The organism is uncultured Agrococcus sp. (assembly GCF_945915485.1).
In the GTDB taxonomy this organism is placed as follows: domain Bacteria; phylum Actinomycetota; class Actinomycetes; order Actinomycetales; family Microbacteriaceae; genus Agrococcus.
This window is the reverse complement of record NZ_CAMEFJ010000043.1, coordinates 1-19,833: the sequence shown is the minus strand read 5'-3', so window position 1 is coordinate 19,833 and position 19,833 is coordinate 1. Positions and strand designations below refer to the sequence as shown.

Below are 19,833 nucleotides of genomic sequence, written 5' to 3'. Positions count from 1 at the left end.
AGCGGCAAAGGAAAACCCCCGACGAATCGGGGGCTTTGGTACACCCCCCGGGACTCGAACCCGGAACCCAGTGATTAAGAGTCACTTGCTCTACCAATTGAGCTAGAGGTGCTTGCGGTCTTCTGGACCGAGAAGCAACTCTAGCACAAAGTCCGATCCCCCTGCGACGCCAGAAGCCCTCTCGATCTTGTGGTGAGATGGAGGCATGACCGCACTCGAACCAGGTATGCCCGCGCCCGATTTCACGCTGCTGAATCAGCGGGGAGAATCCGTCTCCCTCTCCGACTTCGCCGGGAAGAAACTGGTGCTCTGGTTCTACCCGGAGGCACTGACTCCGGCCTGTCAGGGGCAAGCGTGCGACTTCCGCGATCACCACGCTTCTCTACGGGAGTCGGGGTTCGAAGTCGTCGGCGTCTCACGCGACTCCGTGGAAAAGCTTGCGAAGGCCGCAGCGGAAGACGGCATAGCGTACGACCTGGTCTCGGATGCCGACAAGAAAGTGCACGAGGCCTACGGCGTCTGGGGCGAGAAGAGCATGTACGGCCGCACTGTCATCGGCGTGAAGCGGTCGACGTTCGTGATCGACGAGCACGGCAAGGTCGAGCACGTGTTCTACAACACGCGCGCAAAGAATCACCTCGCGATGCTCGACAAGCGCCTCAGCTTCACCGCCGGCTGACCCCGGCCTCCCTGACTTCCGCCAACCGCCGCATCCATCACCTCTTTGCTCCGTCAACTTCTCGGTCGCTGGACGACGACACGCCGTGAAAACGCCTTCTCATCGTCAGGCGACCGAGAAGTTAACGCAGCGAAGGGCAGTTGGCGGCAGCTATCGATGGTAACTATTGGCGATAGCTCGCCAGGAAGTTGCCGAGTCGCTCGATCGCTTCGCGCAGATCCGCCTTCCACGGCAGCGTCACGATACGCAGGTGGTCGGGGCTCGGCCAGTTGAAGCCGGAGCCCTGGGTGAGGAGGATCTTCTCTGCTCGTAGCAGATCGAATACGAGCTGCTCATCGCTGCGAATCTCGTGCACGTTCGGGTTCAGGCGCGGGAAAGCGTAGAGGGCACCCTTCGGCTTGACCACGCTCACTCCGGGAATCTTTTCGAGCGTTTCGACCGCAACATCCCGCTGCTGCAGGAGGCGACCACCGGGGTTCACAAGGTCTTCTATCGACTGGTACCCGCTGAGTGCGGCCTGCAACCCGAACTGCGCCGGCGCATTCGGGCACAGCCGCGTGGATGCCAGCAGATTGAGCCCGTGGAGGAAGCCTCCCGCATGATCCTTCGGCCCTGAAATCGCGAGCCAACCCGATCGGAACCCGGCGGCCCGATAGGTCTTCGAGAGACCGTTGTAGGTCAGCACGAGCAGGTCGGGAGCAAGCGCGGCGATCGACGTGTGCTCGGCATCGTCGTAGAGGATGCGGTCGTAGATTTCGTCGGCGAGAATGAGGAGCGAGTGCTTGCGTGCGAGGTCGACGATCTGCTGCAGCACTTCTTGTGAGTACACGGCTCCCGTCGGATTGTTGGGGTTGATGACGACGATCGCCTTGGTCCGGGCCGTGATCTTCGATTCGATATCGGCGACGTCGGGCTGCCAGTCGTTCTGCTCGTCGCACAGATAGTGCACCGGCGTGCCACCCGAGAGGCTGGTCATCGCCGTCCAGAGCGGATAGTCGGGTGCGGGAATCAGCACCTCATCGCCCTCGTCGAGCAGCGCCTGCATCGTCATCGTGATGAGCTCGGAGACGCCGTTGCCGAGGAAGACGTCATCGACATGCAGGGCGGGGAACCCTTCGACATCCTGGTATCGGCTCACGACAGCGCGGCGGGCGGAGAGCACGCCCTTGGAGTCCGAATAGCCTTCCGCGTCGCGGAGGTTCGCGATGATGTCCTGCACGATCGTGTCGGGCGTGTCCAGCCCGAATGGCGCCGGGTTGCCGATGTTGAGTTTCAGGATGTTGTGTCCCTCGGCCTCGAGCCGCATCGCCTCGTCGAGAACCGGGCCCCGGATCTCGTAGAGAACGTTCTTCAGCTTGGCTGACTGGTCGAGGGAACGAAGGCGTGCCATGCGACCATCGTAGAGCTTCAGGGCAGTTGCAGTTCACCACCGACGCTGCGACACGTCGCTGCCGCCAGCAGCATCGCCCGTTCGAGAGCCGTGCCCCAGTCCTCGTGTCGGAGCATGGCCGCAGTCACCGCGGCCGTCGTTGCATCACCAGCACCGATCGTGTCGACGATGTGACCGTCGAGGTACGCGATCGGTCGCGAAACAACGCCGTCGTTCGTGACGATTTTCGCGCCTCGCGGGCCCTCGGTGATCAGCGCGGCCGCGAGACCCGACTCGAGCATCCCGGCGGCAACGGTCTCCGGGTCGCTGCCGTAGAGCAGCTGCGTGTCTTCATCGCTCAACTTCAGCAGCGAGGCCTGCGGCGCAAGCCTCAGCAGACCCGCACCGAAGGCGCGGATGGCGCTGGGCGACGCGAGATACCCGTCACGTGGATTCGCATCGAGCACGAATGGCCGTGATGCGAGTGCGCTTTCGATCGCCTCGCACTGCTGTTCGTCCTCCAGCGCGACACAGGATGCGACAACGCAGTCTGCAGCCAGCACCGCCTGCCCAGCGTCGGCGACGGCGACGAAGCGTTTGCGCCCTGCTTCGTTGAAGACGTAGTCCATGGAGTCGCCGCGAAGCGTTGCCGTCGCGGTTGCCGTGCCGAACGGGGCTCGAGTCGCGTGCACGCGCACGCCGTGACTCTGGGCGTACGTGCGAAGCACCGCGCCGGGCTCGTCGTCCGCGAGCATGCTGACCAGGTCGACGGACAGACCGAGCTTGGCGAGACCGACGGCCACGTTCAAAGCAGCGCCGCCGGGCACATGCCGTTCGTCGATGATGTCGATGAGCGCATCGCCTATGACGGCGACGCGGGGAGTCATTTGCTCAGCTCTCGCTCAAGCTCTTCGAGACGGACTTCGCGGTCCTGCTGCACGACTACGCCGACCGCGAGCGCGACACCGATGCCCCACGAAGCCCAGAGCAGATACGTGCGCCAGTCCTTCGGGGCATCTTGGGTGGCTTTCGCAACACCGACGGCGCCGGCCAGCGCCGACAGGACACCTACGTTCAGAAGATATTTGCGCACGGTTCTACGGTAGCGTCACAGCCCAGTCGTCGGCTACCTCGACCATTCGCAGAAGCGCTTGTTGCAGCTGAGCGACGTCCTCATCGGAGCCGATTGCACGCCGCAGCGCCTTGTCGAATCGGGCGATATCGGCTCTGAGCGCCTTGTACGTCTCGTGGCCCTCCGTGGTCAGGCGCACCTGCTGGCGCCGACGGTTCTCGGCGGTGCGCTGACGGGTGATGAACCCCAGCTCCTCCATGGCCAGCAGATGGTGGGTCATCGTCGATTCTCGGATGCCGACCTCTTCTGCGAGTTCGCGTTGCGTCGCTGCGTCGCTCTCCTGCAACGCCAACAGGATGAAGTAGTAGGAGTAGTGTCCGCTGCGCTCCTTGAAGATGGTATCCGCTGTCGTGCGCAAGCGCTGCTGTGCGTGAGCGAGCAGCGCGGGTAGCGGCTTCTGCAACATGTCGACCATGCGCATAAGTCTATGAGCGAGCCCTTGCCTCGGGTGTCGCGAGATTGGGGTTGCACAGAAAACAGTTAGAGATCTAAAGTTTAGATATCGAAGTGTTAGTGGGAAGTGAAAGCGATGCGAGATATGGCAAGCGACGAAAGAGTGCCCAACCTGCAGCTGTTGGAGGATCGGACGGGAATGTCCGGCAGGTTCCACACGCCGGGTACGGCCCAGTACGAAAAAAGCGCGAAGCTCGTCTTCGACGGATCGGACCGATTGCCCGCTGTGACCGTTCGCCCGCGCTCGGCCGAGGAGGTCTCGAGGCTGGTACAAGCGGCGCGAGAGCTCGATTGGCGCATCGCGGTTCGGGGCGGGGGACACGGCTTTGCACGACACGCGCTCGCGGCCGGGTCGCTCGTACTGGACATGCGCGAACTCGACACCGTCTCGATCGATCCGGCACGCCGTATCGGCGCTGCCGGCGGTGGTGTACTGGCCGGCGAGTACACGCGAGCGGCTTGGCAGCACGGTTTAGCAACAGGGTTCGGCGACTCTCCCGATGTCGGCGTCGCGGGCCTGACACTGGGCGGAGGGATCGGCTTCCTGAGCCGGCGAGACGGGCTCACGATCGACAGTCTGCATTCCGCCGAGATCGTCCTCGCGGACGGTCGTATCGTCACAGCCAGCGAGGAAGAGAACGCAACGGGCGACCACCGAGACCTGTTCTGGGCGCTGCGCGGAGGAGGCGGCAACTTCGGTGTCGTCACGAGGCTCGAGTTCGAGCTCCGCCCGACCGCTCCTGTCACGGGAGGAATCATGGCGTTCGAACCGACGCCCGAGAATCTCGAACGAGCTGTGAGCGCCGTCCTCGAAGCTCCAGACGAGCTCTCCGTCATGATGAGCCTCATGCCGGCTCCTCCTATGCCCGCAATTCCCGCTGCGCTACACGGCGAGCTGTTGATGATCGTGCTGCCCTGCTGGTCCGGTTCCAGCGACCGAGCAGAACGGATGCTGGCACCACTGCGTCGGCTCGGCCCCGTAGCGGAGCAGATTGCGTGGGCTCCGTATCCCTCGCTGCTCCAGGGCCCGCCGCCGTTTCCGGAGCCTACGCTCCCCGCATCCCGGTCGGGATTCGCGGACACCGTGGATAGGCAGTGGGCCGAGCGGGCGATCGACGCCGTCCGAACCGCGCCGACCGCGTCGACGATCCAGATCCGCCCCATGGGTGGTGCGATCGCACGAGTGCCCTCAGCAGAGACCGCGTTCGCCCACCGTGAGCGCGCCGTCATGGCTTTCGCAGGAGCGCTGACGCCGGACCCGGGGCTGCTGGCAGACGCACACGCTTGGCTGGACACGACGACAGCGAGTCTTGGGCTCACCGGCCGCTACGTCAACTTCATGTCCGTCGACACAGAAGATGACGTGGCGGGCGCGTATCCGGGCCGGACCATGGAACGGCTGCGCCGTATCAAGGGAGACTACGACCCCGCGAACACGTTCAGCTCGAATCACAATATTCTGCCCGCCAGAGCGGAGCCCAGCGCAGCCTAGTTCGGTAACTGTTCAGCGAGCGTCCCGGCCGCTCCCAGAAGAAGTCGGGGGCTCCCGGCGTAGGCTCTGTTCATGGCCGGGGCAATCACCTCTCAGCACGCGCGCATCGCGAGCGTTGGCATCCATCTGCCCTCTGCGGTTCGCACGACGCAGGAGACAGAGCTGCTGCTTCGCGCAGCAAACCCGGGCATGCAGCTGCCGACCGGCCTGATCCACCGCATAACCGGGGTGCGGCGTGTGCACGTGCGCGAGCGCGGTCAGGACGCATCCGACCTCGCAGCGCTGGCAGGGCGGAAGGCGCTCGCGGCATGCGGCGAGCCCGTCGATCACTTGATCTTCGCAAGTGCCAGTCAGGACATGATCGAACCGGCCACCAGCCACATCGTGGCCGAAAAGCTCGGTCTCGGCGTACCGGTCTTCGACGCGAAGAACGCGTGCAACTCGGTTCTCAACGGAATGCAGATCGCGGCCGGTCTCATCGCGATCGGCCAGGCTCGTCGCGTACTCGTCGCCAGCGGCGAGACACCCACGACCGCTGCGCGCTGGGAGCTCGCAGACAAGCAGCAATTCCTGCGTTCGTTCCCGGGCTTCACCATGAGCGACGGCGGTGCAGCGGTTGTCGTCGAAGCGAGCGACGAGCCGGGAATCGAGGGCATGTACTTCGCAGCCGAGAGTCGCCACTGGCAGATCGGCACGCTCCCTACCGGCGGCTCGCACAGACCCCGAGACCTTGAAGCAACGTACTTCGACATGGACGGCGCCAAGCTTGCGGAAGCCTTTCTGCAACTCGGACCCGGGCCCGTCTTCGAACTCCTGGATCGGCTGGACGCTCGCATCGAGGACTTCGACCTCATCGCCATGCACCAGGTCGCGACTCCGCACCTGCCGCGCATCGCTGAGCGCCTCGGCGTCTCGGCAGAGCGCATTATCGAAACCGTGAGCGAGCACGGCAACCTCGCCTCCGTGACATTGCCCCTGCAGCTGAGCCTCGCCTTCGAACGAGGGGCGGTGCGCCAAGGGTCCAGGGTGCTGCTGATCGGACTCGCAGGCGGCATCAGCATAGGAGTCATGGCGGTGCGCCTGTGAAGCGGGAATCGCTGGCGGTCATCGTGCCGGTGTTCAATGAAGAGCGGGGCATCCACCCGACACTGCAGTACCTGCGCGCCCAACAGGACCGCGATTTCGACGTGTTCTTCGTCGACAACGACTCGACCGACAACTCCGCAGATGTGATTCGCTCCTATGCCGCCACGCACGAACTGTCGGGATGGCACGTCATCAGCGAGCCGCAGAAGGGAACGGGTGCGGCATCCGACACCGGGATGCGCGCCGCGATCGCCGCTGGGCACACGCTGCTCGCACGCACGGATGCCGACTGCCTGCCGAGGCTCGACTGGACGGCGAACATCCGCGCCGCGCTCACGCCCGAACCGCACGGCGATGGGCTCGAGTTCCTCGGCGGGCTCCTCGTCTCACGCCGCGACGAGGGCGAACCGTGGTGGCGTCGTCGCCTCTTGGAGGGCGCTGTGTATCTCGCGGAGGCATTCGGCAAGGTTCGACCCGGCAACAGGGGCACGGAATATCTCGGGCCGTACATGATGGCCGCGGGCTGCAACTGCGCGATCAGGGCGGACCTCTATCTGGCAGCCGGCGGATTCCCGCGCACCCGGATAGAAGAGATGCACGAGGACAGAGCACTTGTCAACGAGGTGCGCAAGCTGACCAAGAACTACCGAACCCGCCGAGACGTCGTCGTCGCGGGCTCCTCCCGCAGAGTACAGGCGTGGGGCCTGAAGAACACCCTGCTCTGGTACAAGGACCACGCGTTCAAGCCCGACCACGTGGACATCCGATGAGGGATGCAGCACTCGCGATGCGCCTCGACGCTCGTGTCGTGCGGGCAGCGCATCCCGTCGTGGTTCCGTTGCTCGCGTTCGCACGTGCCTCAGTGCTGCGGCTGCCTGGGATCGGCGTGCTGGTGCAGGACACCGAGCTGGCGCGGGAAGTACTCAGCGACAGCGAACGCTTCACGAAGAACGGGCCGGGCGCATCGAGCGAACTCTGGACGCCCGTGCTCGGCGAGCGGGTGCTTCTCAACATGCACGGCGACGATCACAGGCGAATGCGACGCACGCTGCAGCCGATCTTCGCGCCCGCGTTCGTGCGACCCCTCGTCGACGCGATGATTCGACCGCGCTGGGAGGCTGCCGTGCGCTCGCTCGAGGCTGGTGAGCGCGTCGACCTGGCAAAACTGACACGTGAGACCGCGAGCGACGCGATAGCCAGCCTTGTCGGGCTCGATCGCGGGGCCGTGACCGAGCAGATGTTCGTCGACGTCACTCGGATAACCGGCATGGTCAAACTCTCGAAGCCGCGGTTGAGGCGGTCGCAGATCGCCGAAGCGCAGCGGTTGCTGCACGGACTGACCCAGCACGCTCACGCCGCGTATGCGGGAGACGAGTCCACCGTTCCCGGGAGGATGCGTGCCCTCGGCCTCAGCGAGCGGGAGGCGCTCGGTGCCGTCGGCGCCTTCATCCTGACCGGCACCGAAACGCTCGCGGGTGCGATTCCGCGCATCGCGGCGATGCTGATCGACGCCGACTACTTGCGGGAGATGACGGACGGGAACACCGAGAGCGCCATCGGCGAGTCGTTGCGCTGGACGACGCCGTCGCTCGCGACGCTGCGGTCTTCGTTGACGGATACTTCGATCGGCGCCGTGAGGGTGCAGCGAGGCGAGCGCATCGTCATCGCGACCTACAAGGCCAACCGGCAGTCGGGCGCGTGGAACCCCGAAGCAGGGACCTCACGAGGGCTCAAACAGCTCTGGTTCGGCGCAGGCGAGCACTTCTGCATCGGCGCCCCACTGGCAATGACGCAGATTCGAACAGCAGTCGATGCGCTGCGTGCTGCGGGACCGCTGCGCATCGCCTCTCGGGCACCCGTCCGTCGAACGCTCATTCCGGCCTATCGTTCGCTCATCGTGGAGCGGCAGTGACCGACCTGCTCCTCGCTCTCGAAGAGCGCATGTACGACAACGCTCCGGCCATCACGTTCGGCCGTCGTACGCTCAGCTACCGTGATCTGCGCATCCGCATGCACTCGGTTGCCGCCGGCCTGCAGCGGCACGGCATGCGGGAGGGCGAGCGAGTGCTGTTCTCGGTTCGTCCCGGCATCGACGCCGTCGTGCTTGCGCTCGCGATCGTGAAAGCTGGAGCAACCGTCGTATTCGCGGACCCGGGCGCCGGTGAAACGCTGTTCCGCGCACGCATGGCGCTGGCCGAACCACGCTGGGTCGCTGCCGAGCCCCTTCTGTATGCGGTTTCGAGGGGGCCGGCACGCGCGTTCGCTCGGCGCCGCGGTATCGATCTGCCCGACTACGCCTCGATCGTGCCCGACGCCGAATTCATGCACGCCGGAATACGATTGCCCGGTGTTCCTCGCGGTTCGCTTTCGCTCGCTCGGTTGGAGCGCCAGCGCGGATTCCCGGCGCCGGTCGCCGAGGACACGGATGCGCTGATCGTCTTCACGAGCGGAACAACCGAGACGCCGAAAGCCGTTGTGCACACGCGCCGCACGCTCGGCTCGGGGCTCGGCGACATCGGAGCAGCTCTTGCGCTGAGTCGCGGACAACGTCTCGTGACCGACCAGCTCATGATCGGCATCCCGGCGCTCATTGCGGGAGCGCACTGGGTGATGCCCGGCTACGGCACGAACCCGGGAGCGCAGCCGAAGCACTTCCTGAGGTTGCTCGCGGATGCCGAAGCCACGTTCCTGACACCGGCTTCGATGTCCGTCGTGCTGGATACCCTCGACGGGCGTACGCTGCCTCGGCTGCGCCTTGTCGCGTTAGGGGGCGCCCCGGTTCTCCATCCGCTCCTGCGGCGCATCCGTGCAGCCATGCCGAACGCCGCGATCCGCGCGATCTTCGGCATGACGGAAGTGCTGCCCGTCGCGATCGCCGACGGCATCGAGAAGCTCGAACGCGACCCCGCGGACGGTGATTGGCTGGGGAGGATAGCAAGCTCCGTTCTTGCATCCGTGGACGACAACGAACTCCGGCTGTCCGGGCCCGGCCTTGCCCGCCGCTATCTGCACGAATCGCACGAACTGCAAACCCTCGCAACCGGTGATCTCGTGCGCATCGACGGCGACGAACTCACCATGCTGGGGCGCAAGAAGGACATGCTGATTCGCGATCGCACCAACATCTATCCCGCGCTGTACGAGCCCATCATCGCGAGCCTGCCCGGAGTGCGCGAAGCGTGCATCGTCGGCGTGCCCGACGAGATCGGGGATGACAGGGTCGTGCTCGCGATCGTCGGAGATGACGAGACCCCGGGGCTTGCGCAACGCGTCGAGCGTTCGCTACCCGGGCTCATCGATCACGCTGCGCTGCCCGACGCTGTCGTCGAGATCGGCGAACTGCCGCGCGCAGGCCGGCAACGCAAACCCGACAGGAGCGCGCTCGTGCAACACTTACGCCAATGCCTGTAACACTCAAACGCGTCGTCGTCACCGGAGCCAGCGGATTCGTCGGGGGAGCGGTCGCGACCGCGCTCGCGGACGCCGGTCACGAGGTCGTCGGCTACGGACGCCGCCCGAACGGATGGCGGCATCCGCGAGGCAGCTACCGGCAACGCGATCTCACCCGCGACGCGATTCCGGAGGTTCGAGGCGCGCAAGTCGTCGTCCATGCCGCTGCCCTGGCGAACGACTGGATGCCGTGGCAGGACGCCTTCGATGCGAACGTGCGGGCGACGGGCCGGATCGTCCAGTCCGGCAGCGCAGCCAGGCTCGTGCACATATCATCCTCGAGCGTCTACGACCCGTACACCCCGACCGTGCTCGGTCGCGAATCGGAGCCGCTGCCGCGCCGGTATCCGAACGCCTACGGTGCGACGAAGTCGATCGCCGAACGCATTGTTGCGCTGCACCCGAACTGCATTTCGCTCAGACCTCGAGCCGTGTACGGCCCCGGGGATACGACGCTGCTGCCGCGTCTGTTCGATCGTCTCCGGATGGGGGTGCTGCCGCTACCGGGTGGGGGAGCGTTCGATCAATCCGTGACTCACGTCGAGACGCTCGTCGACGCCGTCGAGCGCTCGCTGGAAAGCACGGTCACGGGCCCTGTCAATGTCGGCGACGCCGAGCCGGTGGCGATAGGCGATTTCATGTTGGATGCGCTGGCTGCCGCCGGTCGTCGCGCCCGCATCCTGCCGGTTCCTGTGGATGCTGCGATGGCGCTCGCGAGCCGAGCGGAAGGGTTCGCGAAAGTCACGGGTCGGCGGCCATCGCTGACGCGCTACGCCGTCATGCAGCTCGGATTCGAGCGTACGCTCGACCTTTCGCGTCTCCACAATGAGCTCGGCGCGGTGCCTCGCCCCACCTCACTGCAGTTCATGCGCTGACAGACTTTCACCGCACCAGTCTGCGTTCTGTGGAACGTTCCACACCGGTTCATCTGAGGGCCATCGTTGCGTCGTGCGCCATTCACGCCACTTTCTTAAGGTCGTTCCCGTCGGAGCGAAGAGGGAGGCGGGATGGCCATCGAAGTGGAGCGTTCCACGCCGGAGGGTGTCGAACCCGGGCAACGCGCTGTCCGGTGGCCGCGACGAGCCGCGATCGCCCTTCGCAACCCCGCGACCCTGCTCGGTCTCGTGCTCATCGCGTTCTTCGGATATCTCATCGTCGCTCCGGTCGTCTCGATGCTGTTGGGCGCGGTGCAGGTGGCCTTCGGAGATGACGCCCGCATCGGAGCACCCGCCGGCTCACTCACCTCCTACTACTTCGAGCGAGTCTTCGCCTCCGCGGTCTCCGACATCACGTTCTACGAGCCGTTGCGAAACACCCTGCTGCTCTCGCTTGCCGCGATCGTCCTCGCCCTGGCGGTGGGAGTACCGGTTGCGTGGTTGCTGTCGCGCACGGACCTGCCTGGACGCCGCTGGTTTTCTACCGCCCTCATCGTGCCGTACATGCTGCCGGCATGGACATACGCGTTCGCTTGGCTGACGATCTTCAAGAACCGCCGCGTTGGGGGTGCACCGGGGTGGGTGGAATCGCTCGGCATCGCTGTCCCAGACTGGCTCGCATACGGTCCGCTACCCATCCTGATAATCTTCACACTTCACTTCATCCCCTTCGTCATCCTGTTGGTGACGAACGCGATGAAGAACCTCCCGGACGACTTCACGGAGGCAGCTCAGGTACTCGGCGCATCGTCGGCCGTGCGCACGCGGAAGATCATCCTGCCGCTGCTGAAACCCGCACTGCTGTCTGCTGCGACGCTAATTTTCGCTAAGGCACTCGGTGAATTCGGAGTCGCCTATGTGCTCGGCACGCCCGCGGGGTTCTCAGTGCTGTCGACAACGCTCTATCAGAGCATCAGCACACAGCAGCCGGGCGTTGCCGCCGTGATCGCAACGGTCATGGTGGTGCTCGGTTCGCTGTCCGTCTATGTGGACGTGCGATTTCTGCGCGAGATGAAGCGATTTGCAACGGTATCCGGTCGCGGCTTCCGGGGTCGGACGCGAAGCCTGGGTGCTCGAAGATGGCCGGCCTTCTTCGGTGTGACAGGACTGTTCTCGTTATCTGTTGTCGTCCCGCTTGGTGTACTGGTGCTCTCGACTCTGATGCGCATCCCCGGGCGATTCGAATGGTCGAATCTGACCCTGGACTACTGGATCGGCCGCAATCTGCCGACGGTTGGCTTCTCGGACGGCATTCTCGTCAACCCCAAGACATGGGAGGCGACCTGGAACACCGTTTGGATGGTGGGAATCGCCGCCATCGCAGCGGGTGTGCTCGGAATGCTCGTCGGGTACGTGGTTGCGCGCAGCCCGGCGCGCTGGATCGGCACGACGTTGCGAACGGTGACGTTCATGCCCTACTTGCTTCCGGGTATTGCATTCGCCGTCGCCATACTCTCGCTCTTCGCTGTGCAGCGTGGGCCGGTCCCTGCGCTCTACGGGACCGCACTGTTGCTGATTTTCGCCATGATCGCCGATGAGATGCCGTTTGCGTCTCGCGCGGGAACGAGCGCAATGATGCAGATGGGGCGCGAGTCCGAGGAAGCGGCGCAGACTCTGGGTGTCGGCTGGCTGCAACGGATGCGTCGCATCGTCCTGCCCATGCAGCGAAACGCGTTGGCCAGCGCAATCCTGCTGCCCTTCATCGCCGGCGTGCAGGGGCTCAGTCTCGTGATCATCCTGGCAACGCCGGGCACGCAGCTCCTGACGACGCTGTCGATGACCCTCGTCGACAACGGCTACACACACGCATCGAACGGGGTCGTGGTGCTGATCTGCCTCATCGCGCTGTCCGGCACCTGGCTGGCGCGCAGACTGTTGCGCGCTGACCTCTCAAGCGGCCTCGGATCGTGAATCTCTTATCCCGCCCATTCGGAATCGCAATTCAACCCAACGAAGGAGCACCATGAAACACCGCAGTAATCGACGTGTTGCCGGCGCTATCGCCGCCGTCCTCGGAGTCGCCCTGCTCGCCAGCGCCTGCGCAGGTCAACCGCCAGCGGATACCGGAGCTGACATCACGAACGAGGTTTTCGACACCGAGCTGACTCTGGACGAGCTCATCGAGCGTGCCCAGCAGGAGGGCCCCATAACGGTGTACGACGGGACGTCGAAAATCGAGGAAATGGCCGAGGCCTTCAGCCAGGAGTACGGCATTGAAGCTACGGGTGTGAAGCTCGATGCCTCGGAAGCGATCGAGTTGGTCACTCGCGAGGCTCAGTCCGGCAACGTCGTCGGGGACGTCGTCGCCATCAGCGACCTCCCGGCACTAACAAACCAGTTGGTCCCCAACGGTTTCATCACCAACTACGTTCCTGCCGAGCTTGAAGGGAACATAGACGAGAGCATGCGCGACCCACTCGTGCTGATCACCGATCCGGCCTTCTTCACCTACAACAGCGAAACCCATGACAGCTGCCCGATTGACAACATCTGGCAGCTGACGGGCTCGGAGTGGACAGGCGCTTTCGCCATCGACGATCCTGCTGGATCCAACGCGACGCTCGACTGGTTCAGTCAGCTCGAACAGTTCGGCGAAGACGATCTTGCGGCTGCCTACGAAGAGCAGTTCGACGAGCCGCTGCAGACAGAACTTGACTCTGCCGCAGCCGAGTGGGTATCCCGCCTGGCCTCGAACGATCCGATCATCACGCAGTCGAGCGAAGAAGCTTCCGAAGCTGTCGGGGCGCTGGGTCAGGAGAACCCTCCCATGGGACTGATGTCGAGCGCGAAATATCGAAACATCGACGAGAAGGGATACGCCCTGGCAGTGTGCGAAGGCCTCGAGCCGTTCACCGGGCGCGCTGCACCGAAGGGAATCGCGATCGCGACGGGGACTGAAAGCCCGTACGCAGCCATGCTCTTCGTGCACTACGCGCTCACTCAGGAGGGGATCACTCCTCAGATCGACGACGGGAAGATTTCATCGAACTCGGAAATCGTGCAGCCCGACGATCCCGCGCACACCGCCGACCATCTGGACACACTCTTCTTCTTCGATAACGCGGGCCTCGACACCGCCTGGGCCGACCGCGAAGGTTGGCAGGACCTCTGGCGGACTTCGGCTCGATAGCAAGACCTCACAGAACGGAGAACCACGAATGAGCGCCATCAGGGCCGAGCGAGTCTCGAAGACGTACCCCGGCAGTACCGACCGCAGCGTCGACGAAATGTCGTTGACCGTCGAGGAGGGCGATTTCCTCTGCCTGCTCGGGCCATCGGGGTGCGGGAAATCGACGACGCTGCGAATGATCGCAGGGCTCGAGTTGCCGAGCGAGGGGCGCATCGAGGTCGCTCAACGGACGGTGGACGATGTTGCTCGCGGCGTGCACGTTCCCGCGGAACGGCGGGGCCTGGGATTCGTTTTCCAGAACTACGCGCTCTGGCCCCACATGAACGTGCGCGAGAACATCGATTTCGGTCTTTCCATGCAGCGGATGCCCGGGAACGAGCGACGGGAACGTATCGAGCACGCTCTGGAGACCCTGGCGATCGCCCCCTACGCCGAGCGCTACCCGGGCGAGCTCTCGGGCGGTCAGCAGCAGCGAGTTGCGATCGCGCGTACGCTCGCCGCGCGTCCGTCCGTGATGCTTTTGGACGAGCCGCTGTCGAACCTGGATGCGCGTCTCCGTCTGGAAATGAGGGCGGAATTTCAGCGTATTCATCGGGAGACGGGGACGACCATGGTGTTCGTGACGCACGATCAGTGGGAGGCGATGACGCTCGCCACCCGCATCGTCGTCATGAACGAGGGTCGGGTGCAGCAGGTGGGCTCCCCGCTGGAGATCTACCAGGAACCAGCGAATCGTTTCGTCGCCGAATTCATGGGCAATCCGCCGCTGAACGTAATCGGACGCAGTGACGAAGAGAGCGCGGCGGAGGCGCTCGGGGCGTGGCCGGGCGCACAGACGGTCGGTGTGCGTCCGGAAGCGCTTCGTTTCGGCGGCGAACCGGAACCGGGTGCGTTCAAGCTCGCGGTCAGGATCGAAGCGCTGTCGCCAACCGGCGGTTCGTGGATCATCGAGGCTGCGGCGGGCGCGTGCCGACTGATCGGCACCGCTTCTGTCGCACCCCAATTGCGCGCCGGGGAGCAAGTCGTCTGCTGGGCCACCAATCGTGACGTTCTGCAGTTCGATAGCCGAGGAGACCGTATCGAAGAGCGGCTGGTGGCAGCATGACCTCCCGGATCTCCAGACCCGACCGAGTGCTCGAACTGCCGAAGGCGCTGATTCTCGATTTCGGTGGAGTCATCGTCGCTTCGAGTAAACCCGCCGGATGGCAGGACGTTGTCGCCGACAGGATCACTGCGCTCGCCGGCGCCGGACGGGTGCCGAGCCGGGATCGCGTTATCGCTGATGTCGTCGCCGGAGCTCAGGCTGCCGGTCAATGGCGCAACGCGATGTCCCGGCCGCTGAGACCGGTCGAACTCGCTCAGGAGGCGTTCGTGATGGACTTCATCGCTGCCGACTGGTCCGACTCGCAACGTGCTGCCATCGCCTCCCACACTGCGGCTATCAGCTACTGCGTCGCATCCGCCAAAGAACATCGGGAACTCCGGCCGGGCATCCGGGAGCTGCTTGGCTTCTGTCATCTGCGCGAGATTCCCGTCGTGATCGTATCGAACGCGCTTTCGGGCCAGGTGCACCGGGACTTCCTGGCCGCGCAGCAGTTGTCGGATGCGTTCGCCGCTGAGCTCTACTCGGACGAGGTCGGGATCCGGAAGCCCAACCCCGACTTCATGCTGATGGGATGCAAGGCGGTCGTGCGAGCCCCTGCGGACTGCTGGTACGTGGGAGATCACCTGGATCGTGACGTGCTGTGCGGTATCCGAGCAGGCATCGGCTGCAACGTGCTCTTGCCGTCACCGCACGCCGCCGGGCATCCTCAGGTCTTCGGAGTCTCCGCCGACATCGTCAGGGAGGATCCCGCGGCCCTGCTCGAGACGATGAAAGGGATCGAAACGTGACCGTTACTGCGATCAGCACCCGAAGCTCCGCCGAACTCTGCAGCATCGCGGAGGATGGCGCCAGAAAGGCCGGAGCGTACTTGCGCAGCGTCTTCCGCAGCCGAATGATCGTCAACTACAAGCGCGACCGTCACGACCTCGTGACCGAACACGACCGTGCCAGTGAAGAGATCATCGTCCCGCTATTGCTCGAAGGCTCACCCGGATCTCGCATCGTGGGAGAAGAGGGAGGAGAACGTGGGGGCTCGGGCCCCGTGACCTGGTACATCGATCCGATCGACGGGACTTCGAACTTCGCGCAGGGCATCGCGTTCTTCTGTGTCGTTATCGCCGCGGAACTTGCCGGTGAGATCGTAGCGGGGGCGGTGTACGACCCGATTGCGGATCGCATGTTCGCAGCGCACGACAGCGGGGCGTTCCTCGATGGTGCACCCCTGCGCACCGGGCCCGCTGCGAGCGCCGAAGCTGCGACGCTCATTACCGGGTATCCGACCGCATCGGACCTTAGGGCCGACGGGCCCGAATCACTCGCGGAGTTCGGCTCGCTCGTTGAGGCGTTCAGTTCGGTACGCCGCACGGGGTCGGGTGCCCTGACAATTGCGCACGTTGCGGCCGGTTGGGCGGACAGCGCGCTCGGTTCATCGGTGAACCCCTGGGATGTCGCCGCATCGATGCTCATCCTCCGGCGCGCCGGTGGCGAGTATCGACCCCTGTGGTACGGGGAAGGGGCAACCGGGGCCGACCACTGCGCGCCCGGGTTCGTCGCCCTCCGGAACGGTGCATCGTATCCGGCCCTGGACGCCGTCGCAGAGCACATCGTCAGAAGCCGTGAGGAAGCGTAAGCGTGGAGGTCAAACGGCGAGCGCCGACCATCATCGAAGTGGCGACCCGTGCCGGAGTCTCAAAATCGCTTGCATCGCGCGCGCTGCGCGGCGAGCGTGGAGTTGCTGACCAGACGCGTCGGCGGATTCACACCGCTGCGGTCGAGCTGGGGTACCGGATCAACTCGGCGGCTCGATCGCTCGCACACGGACGTTCCGGGATCGTGGGAGTGGTGGTGAACGACATCGGCAATCCGCATTTCAGCGGTGTCGTCGCCGGCGTAGAAGCAGAGGCGCGTGAACGTGGATTGCGGGCAATTCTCGGCCACGGCTCCGGATCCCCAACTGCTCTGGCCCGACAGATCGAGACCATGCTCGAGTTGCGAGTCGACGGCATAGTTGTCATCAGCTCCTGGGCGCCCAGAGACGTGCTCGAGGCCGCGGCGGGGGCCACTCCTCTCGCCGTGGTCGCCAGATTGATCGACCCTCCCGCGACGCTCGACACGATCGCCAGCGACGATGTCATCGGCGCACGAACCGCTGCGGAGCACCTGTTGGCCGTTGGCTGCCGCAAACTCGCTTACGTGACGCGTTCGACGAGCGCGACAAGTGGCGCTCGCGGCGGTGGTTTCGCAGCAGCAGTCTCCCAGGTCGGGCTCGAACCGGCGACGCATCGGGTGGAGAGGGACGACGACGCGGCCATCGCGGCTGTACTCGAATCAGGCATCGACGGAATCTTCGCCAACAACGACGTCATGGCGGCGGAGATTCTTCGAGTCGGGCGCGAACACGGAATCGATATCCCAGGGCAGATGGCGCTGATCGGGTACGACGACACGCCGCTGGCTCGACTCCTCAGCCCGGGACTCACCAGCGTGCATCAACCGCAACGGACCATGGGGCGCAGGGCGATTGAATGCATCGTGGAACGGCAGAACGGGCGAATCGAACCGGTGCGAGCCTGGTACGAGCCGAGGCTACTGGTGCGCGCTAGCACCGCAGCATTCGACAAAGGGGTGGTGCGTCAGCGCCCCGTGTCGTCTTCGTGCTGCTGACGCAGATGCTCGCGAGCGAAGTCCAGCGTCTCGGAGAGCAGGCGCAGGCGATCGCGATCGGTCTTCGCCTTCCTGGTCTTGATCTCGGCGATGACCTGGCCGTCCCAGTCATTCTCGACCAGCCAGTCCAGCACCTCGGCGACCGGCTCGTTGCCGTGCCCCGGCAGCAGGTGCTCATCGAAGACCTTGCTGTCGTGTTGGGCGACCCCGTCCGTCAAGTGGATGTGCCGCAGCTTCTTCGGCCCGAGATCCCGGGCGAGTTCCAGCGAATCCCGCTTCGAAAGCGCGCAGTGCGAGAAGTCGAGCGTCGCGTGTTCCACATCCATCTCGCTCGGATCGGTGCTGGGAATGTACGCCCTCTGGTTCCGCTCTCCCGTCCGCCAGGGAAACATGTTCTCGACGGCGATGATAATGCCGTACCTGTCTTCCGTGTCGCGTACGACGCGCTCGAAATCGAGCGCGTAGCGGCCCTGCCAGCGGAAAGGCGGATGTACGACAACGGTCGAACACCCCAGTTCCGCAGCGAGCTCGGCAGACTTCTCGAGCTTGATCGCCGGGCCACGGCCCCAGACCATCGTCGTCAACAGCAAGGTCGGCGCGTGCACCGCCATGATCGGCTGATCGTATTCGGCGGCGAATTCACGGAGCCGAGTCGCGCTACGGGTCTTGGAATCCGTCGTCACCATCACCTCGACACCGTCGAAACCGGTCTCGGCACTTAACCTGAAGCCGTCCTCCACTCCCTTCGGGAAGACACTGATCGTGGAGAGGCCTACGGGGATCATGGTTTCCAAACTACGCCTGTCAGTTGAAGTCCTGCTAAACGGCACGTACGCCGAAGCGAACGCGTCGGTCGTAGACTGATACGCATGGCCGAGATCGACATCAAGCCGCGCTCGCGCGCGGTAACCGACGGAATTGAAGCGACGACTTCCCGAGGCATGCTCCGGGGCGTCGGTATGGGCGACGACGATTGGGACAAGCCGCAGATCGGCATTGCTTCCAGCTGGAACGAGATTACGCCTTGCAACCTCTCACTGAACCGACTTGCTCAGGGCGCAAAAGAAGGCGTCCACGGGGGCGGTGGATACCCGCTCCAGTTCGGCACGATCTCCGTCTCCGACGGCATCTCGATGGGCCACGAGGGCATGCACTTCTCGCTCGTCAGCCGCGAAGTCATCGCAGACAGCGTCGAAACCGTGGTCATGGCGGAACGCCTCGACGGCACGGTGCTGCTGGCGGGTTGCGACAAGTCGCTGCCGGGTATGCTCATGGCCGCTGCTCGCCTCGAACTCGCCAGCGTGTTCGTCTATGCGGGCTCGATCGCACCCGGCCGCGTGAAGCTTTCGGACGGCAGCGAGCGCGAGATCACGATCATCGACTCGTTCGAGGCGGTCGGCGCTTGCAAGGCCGGCAAGATGAGCGAAGCCGATCTCAAGAAGATCGAGTGCGGTTTCGCACCTACCGAAGGTGCCTGCGGTGGCATGTACACGGCGAACACGATGGCCTGCATTGCGGAGGCACTCGGCATGAGCCTGCCGGGTTCGTCGACGCCGCTGTCGGCAGACCGTCGACGCGACATGTACTCCCACCGCTCCGGCGAAGCCGTCGTGAACCTGCTCCGTCAGGGCATCACGACCAAGGACATCCTGACGAAGAAGGCGTTCGAGAACGCGGTGACGGTTGCGATGGTGCTCGGCGGCTCCACCAACGCGGTGCTGCACCTGCTCGCGATTGCTCGCGAAGCAGAAGTGGAGCTGACGCTCGACGATTTCACGCGTATCGGCCAGAAGTCCCCGCACCTGGCAGACGTGAAGCCGTTCGGCCAGTACGTTGCACAGGACTTCGATCGAGTCGGCGGGATGCCCGTGATCATGAAGGGGCTCCTGGATGCCGGCCTCCTTCACGGGGACGCACTGACCGTCACCGGCAAGACCCTTGCCGAGAACCTGGCAGAACTCGACCCGGAGCCGATCGACGGCAAGGTCGTTCGCGAACTCGACGACCCAATCCACGCGACCGGCGGTCTGACCATCCTCAGCGGCACGCTCGCACCGGAAGGTGCCGTCGTGAAGACGGCGGGCTTCGACGCGGAGGTCTTCGAAGGCCCTGCGCGTGTGTTCGAACGCGAGCGCGAGGCGTTGGACGCCCTAACGGAAGGAGCGATCGAGGCCGGTTCCGTCGTGGTGATCAGGTACGAAGGCCCCAAGGGCGGACCGGGCATGCGCGAAATGCTCGCCATCACCGCGGCGATCAAGGGCGCGGGACTCGGCAAAGATGTACTACTGTTGACGGACGGACGATTCTCAGGCGGCACAACCGGCCTGTGCATCGGCCA

Annotated in this window: 19 protein-coding genes and 1 tRNA gene; 14 read left to right on the top strand and 6 right to left on the bottom strand. The window is 64.6% G+C overall.

Annotation, left to right across the window (positions count from 1 at the left end; translation table 11 throughout):
- Nucleotides 1-36 precede the first annotated feature (36 nt).
- Nucleotides 37-112: transfer RNA gene (locus Q0O95_RS08425), tRNA-Lys, on the bottom strand.
- 93 nt (nucleotides 113-205) lie between these two features.
- Here Q0O95_RS08425 and bcp point away from each other — a divergent pair.
- Nucleotides 206-679, top strand: a complete 474-nt coding sequence (bcp, locus tag Q0O95_RS08420) for a thioredoxin-dependent thiol peroxidase (RefSeq protein WP_293697348.1) — start codon at nucleotides 206-208, stop codon at nucleotides 677-679.
- 163 nt (nucleotides 680-842) lie between these two features.
- Here bcp and Q0O95_RS08415 read toward each other — a convergent pair whose 3' ends face one another.
- From Q0O95_RS08415 to Q0O95_RS08400, 4 genes are read right to left on the bottom strand one after another with little or no spacing between them, the layout of a single operon-like run.
- Nucleotides 843-2,069, bottom strand: a complete 1,227-nt coding sequence (locus Q0O95_RS08415) for a pyridoxal phosphate-dependent aminotransferase (protein WP_293697346.1) — start codon at nucleotides 2,067-2,069, stop codon at nucleotides 843-845.
- 17 nt (nucleotides 2,070-2,086) lie between these two features.
- Nucleotides 2,087-2,935: a PfkB family carbohydrate kinase gene (locus Q0O95_RS08410; protein WP_293697344.1), complete on the bottom strand. Its 849-nt coding sequence runs from the start codon at nucleotides 2,933-2,935 to the stop codon at nucleotides 2,087-2,089.
- The gene (locus tag Q0O95_RS08405) at nucleotides 2,932-3,141 is read right to left on the bottom strand and encodes a hypothetical protein (RefSeq protein WP_293697342.1); all 210 of its coding nucleotides are present in this window, start codon (nucleotides 3,139-3,141) and stop codon (nucleotides 2,932-2,934) included. Before Q0O95_RS08405 ends, Q0O95_RS08410 begins: the two co-directional genes overlap by 4 nt.
- A 4-nt stretch (nucleotides 3,142-3,145) precedes the next feature.
- Nucleotides 3,146-3,595: a MarR family transcriptional regulator gene (locus tag Q0O95_RS08400; RefSeq protein WP_293697340.1), complete on the bottom strand. Its 450-nt coding sequence runs from the start codon at nucleotides 3,593-3,595 to the stop codon at nucleotides 3,146-3,148.
- Between the two features lie 123 nt (nucleotides 3,596-3,718).
- Here Q0O95_RS08400 and Q0O95_RS08395 point away from each other — a divergent pair, with 123 nt between their 5' ends.
- From Q0O95_RS08395 to Q0O95_RS08340, 12 genes are all read left to right on the top strand, one after another.
- Nucleotides 3,719-5,125: an FAD-binding oxidoreductase gene (locus Q0O95_RS08395; RefSeq protein WP_293697338.1), complete on the top strand. Its 1,407-nt coding sequence runs from the start codon at nucleotides 3,719-3,721 to the stop codon at nucleotides 5,123-5,125.
- Between the two features lie 72 nt (nucleotides 5,126-5,197).
- On the top strand, nucleotides 5,198-6,211 hold the full coding sequence (locus Q0O95_RS08390) for a 3-oxoacyl-[acyl-carrier-protein] synthase III C-terminal domain-containing protein (protein WP_293697336.1): 1,014 nt from the start codon (nucleotides 5,198-5,200) through the stop codon (nucleotides 6,209-6,211).
- Nucleotides 6,208-6,981: a glycosyltransferase family A protein gene (locus tag Q0O95_RS08385; RefSeq protein WP_293697334.1), complete on the top strand. Its 774-nt coding sequence runs from the start codon at nucleotides 6,208-6,210 to the stop codon at nucleotides 6,979-6,981. Before Q0O95_RS08390 ends, Q0O95_RS08385 begins: the two co-directional genes overlap by 4 nt.
- Entirely contained in the window at nucleotides 6,978-8,123 is a 1,146-nt protein-coding gene (locus tag Q0O95_RS08380; protein ID WP_293697332.1) for a cytochrome P450, read from the top strand. Before Q0O95_RS08385 ends, Q0O95_RS08380 begins: the two co-directional genes overlap by 4 nt.
- On the top strand, nucleotides 8,120-9,622 hold the full coding sequence (locus Q0O95_RS08375; protein ID WP_293697330.1) for a class I adenylate-forming enzyme family protein: 1,503 nt from the start codon (nucleotides 8,120-8,122) through the stop codon (nucleotides 9,620-9,622). Before Q0O95_RS08380 ends, Q0O95_RS08375 begins: the two co-directional genes overlap by 4 nt.
- Nucleotides 9,613-10,536: an NAD(P)-dependent oxidoreductase gene (locus Q0O95_RS08370; RefSeq protein ID WP_293697328.1), complete on the top strand. Its 924-nt coding sequence runs from the start codon at nucleotides 9,613-9,615 to the stop codon at nucleotides 10,534-10,536. Before Q0O95_RS08375 ends, Q0O95_RS08370 begins: the two co-directional genes overlap by 10 nt.
- A 132-nt stretch (nucleotides 10,537-10,668) precedes the next feature.
- On the top strand, nucleotides 10,669-12,507 hold the full coding sequence (locus Q0O95_RS08365; RefSeq protein WP_293697326.1) for an iron ABC transporter permease: 1,839 nt from the start codon (nucleotides 10,669-10,671) through the stop codon (nucleotides 12,505-12,507).
- 52 nt (nucleotides 12,508-12,559) lie between these two features.
- Nucleotides 12,560-13,726 carry an ABC transporter substrate-binding protein gene (locus Q0O95_RS08360; protein WP_293697325.1) on the top strand — a complete coding sequence of 389 codons (1,167 nt, stop codon included), beginning with the start codon at nucleotides 12,560-12,562 and terminating at the stop codon, nucleotides 13,724-13,726.
- Nucleotides 13,727-13,754: 28 nt separating this feature from the next.
- Nucleotides 13,755-14,831: an ABC transporter ATP-binding protein gene (locus tag Q0O95_RS08355; protein ID WP_293697323.1), complete on the top strand. Its 1,077-nt coding sequence runs from the start codon at nucleotides 13,755-13,757 to the stop codon at nucleotides 14,829-14,831.
- Nucleotides 14,828-15,619, top strand: coding sequence for an HAD family hydrolase (locus Q0O95_RS08350; protein ID WP_293697321.1), 792 nt, complete (start codon nucleotides 14,828-14,830; stop codon nucleotides 15,617-15,619). The genes Q0O95_RS08355 and Q0O95_RS08350 overlap by 4 nt, the downstream gene beginning before the upstream one ends.
- Complete coding sequence (locus tag Q0O95_RS08345) at nucleotides 15,616-16,461, top strand: inositol monophosphatase family protein (protein ID WP_293697319.1); 846 nt, start codon at nucleotides 15,616-15,618, stop codon at nucleotides 16,459-16,461. Before Q0O95_RS08350 ends, Q0O95_RS08345 begins: the two co-directional genes overlap by 4 nt.
- A 2-nt stretch (nucleotides 16,462-16,463) precedes the next feature.
- A complete protein-coding gene (locus Q0O95_RS08340; protein WP_293697317.1) occupies nucleotides 16,464-17,495 on the top strand; it encodes a LacI family DNA-binding transcriptional regulator in 1,032 nt (343 codons plus the stop codon).
- Here Q0O95_RS08340 and Q0O95_RS08335 read toward each other — a convergent pair.
- Nucleotides 17,465-18,280 carry a sugar phosphate isomerase/epimerase gene (locus tag Q0O95_RS08335; RefSeq protein ID WP_293697314.1) on the bottom strand — a complete coding sequence of 272 codons (816 nt, stop codon included), beginning with the start codon at nucleotides 18,278-18,280 and terminating at the stop codon, nucleotides 17,465-17,467. The two genes, Q0O95_RS08340 and Q0O95_RS08335, sit on opposite strands and share 31 nt — an antisense overlap.
- 84 nt (nucleotides 18,281-18,364) lie before the next feature.
- Here Q0O95_RS08335 and ilvD point away from each other — a divergent pair.
- Nucleotides 18,365-19,833: dihydroxy-acid dehydratase (ilvD, locus tag Q0O95_RS08330; protein WP_293697312.1), on the top strand; the 1,469-nt coding region annotated here is incomplete at its 3' end.

Excerpts from the sequence above, each read along its gene's own strand:
- Q0O95_RS08415 (WP_293697346.1), bottom strand. The coding sequence starts at position 2,069 with ATGGCACGCCTTCGTTCCCTCGACCAGTCAGCCAAGCTGAAGAACGTT.
- Q0O95_RS08390 (WP_293697336.1), top strand. The coding sequence starts at position 5,198 with ATGGCCGGGGCAATCACCTCTCAGCACGCGCGCATCGCGAGCGTTGGC.
- Q0O95_RS08365 (WP_293697326.1), top strand. The coding sequence starts at position 10,669 with ATGGCCATCGAAGTGGAGCGTTCCACGCCGGAGGGTGTCGAACCCGGG.
- Q0O95_RS08350 (WP_293697321.1), top strand. The coding sequence starts at position 14,828 with ATGACCTCCCGGATCTCCAGACCCGACCGAGTGCTCGAACTGCCGAAG.
- Q0O95_RS08360 (WP_293697325.1), top strand. The coding sequence starts at position 12,560 with ATGAAACACCGCAGTAATCGACGTGTTGCCGGCGCTATCGCCGCCGTC.
- Q0O95_RS08395 (WP_293697338.1), top strand. The coding sequence starts at position 3,719 with ATGGCAAGCGACGAAAGAGTGCCCAACCTGCAGCTGTTGGAGGATCGG.
- Q0O95_RS08370 (WP_293697328.1), top strand. The coding sequence starts at position 9,613 with ATGCCTGTAACACTCAAACGCGTCGTCGTCACCGGAGCCAGCGGATTC.
- Q0O95_RS08410 (WP_293697344.1), bottom strand. The coding sequence starts at position 2,935 with ATGACTCCCCGCGTCGCCGTCATAGGCGATGCGCTCATCGACATCATC.
- Q0O95_RS08335 (WP_293697314.1), bottom strand. The coding sequence starts at position 18,280 with ATGATCCCCGTAGGCCTCTCCACGATCAGTGTCTTCCCGAAGGGAGTG.
- Q0O95_RS08355 (WP_293697323.1), top strand. The coding sequence starts at position 13,755 with ATGAGCGCCATCAGGGCCGAGCGAGTCTCGAAGACGTACCCCGGCAGT.
- Q0O95_RS08380 (WP_293697332.1), top strand. The coding sequence starts at position 6,978 with ATGAGGGATGCAGCACTCGCGATGCGCCTCGACGCTCGTGTCGTGCGG.
- Q0O95_RS08400 (WP_293697340.1), bottom strand. The coding sequence starts at position 3,595 with ATGGTCGACATGTTGCAGAAGCCGCTACCCGCGCTGCTCGCTCACGCA.
- bcp (WP_293697348.1), top strand. The coding sequence starts at position 206 with ATGACCGCACTCGAACCAGGTATGCCCGCGCCCGATTTCACGCTGCTG.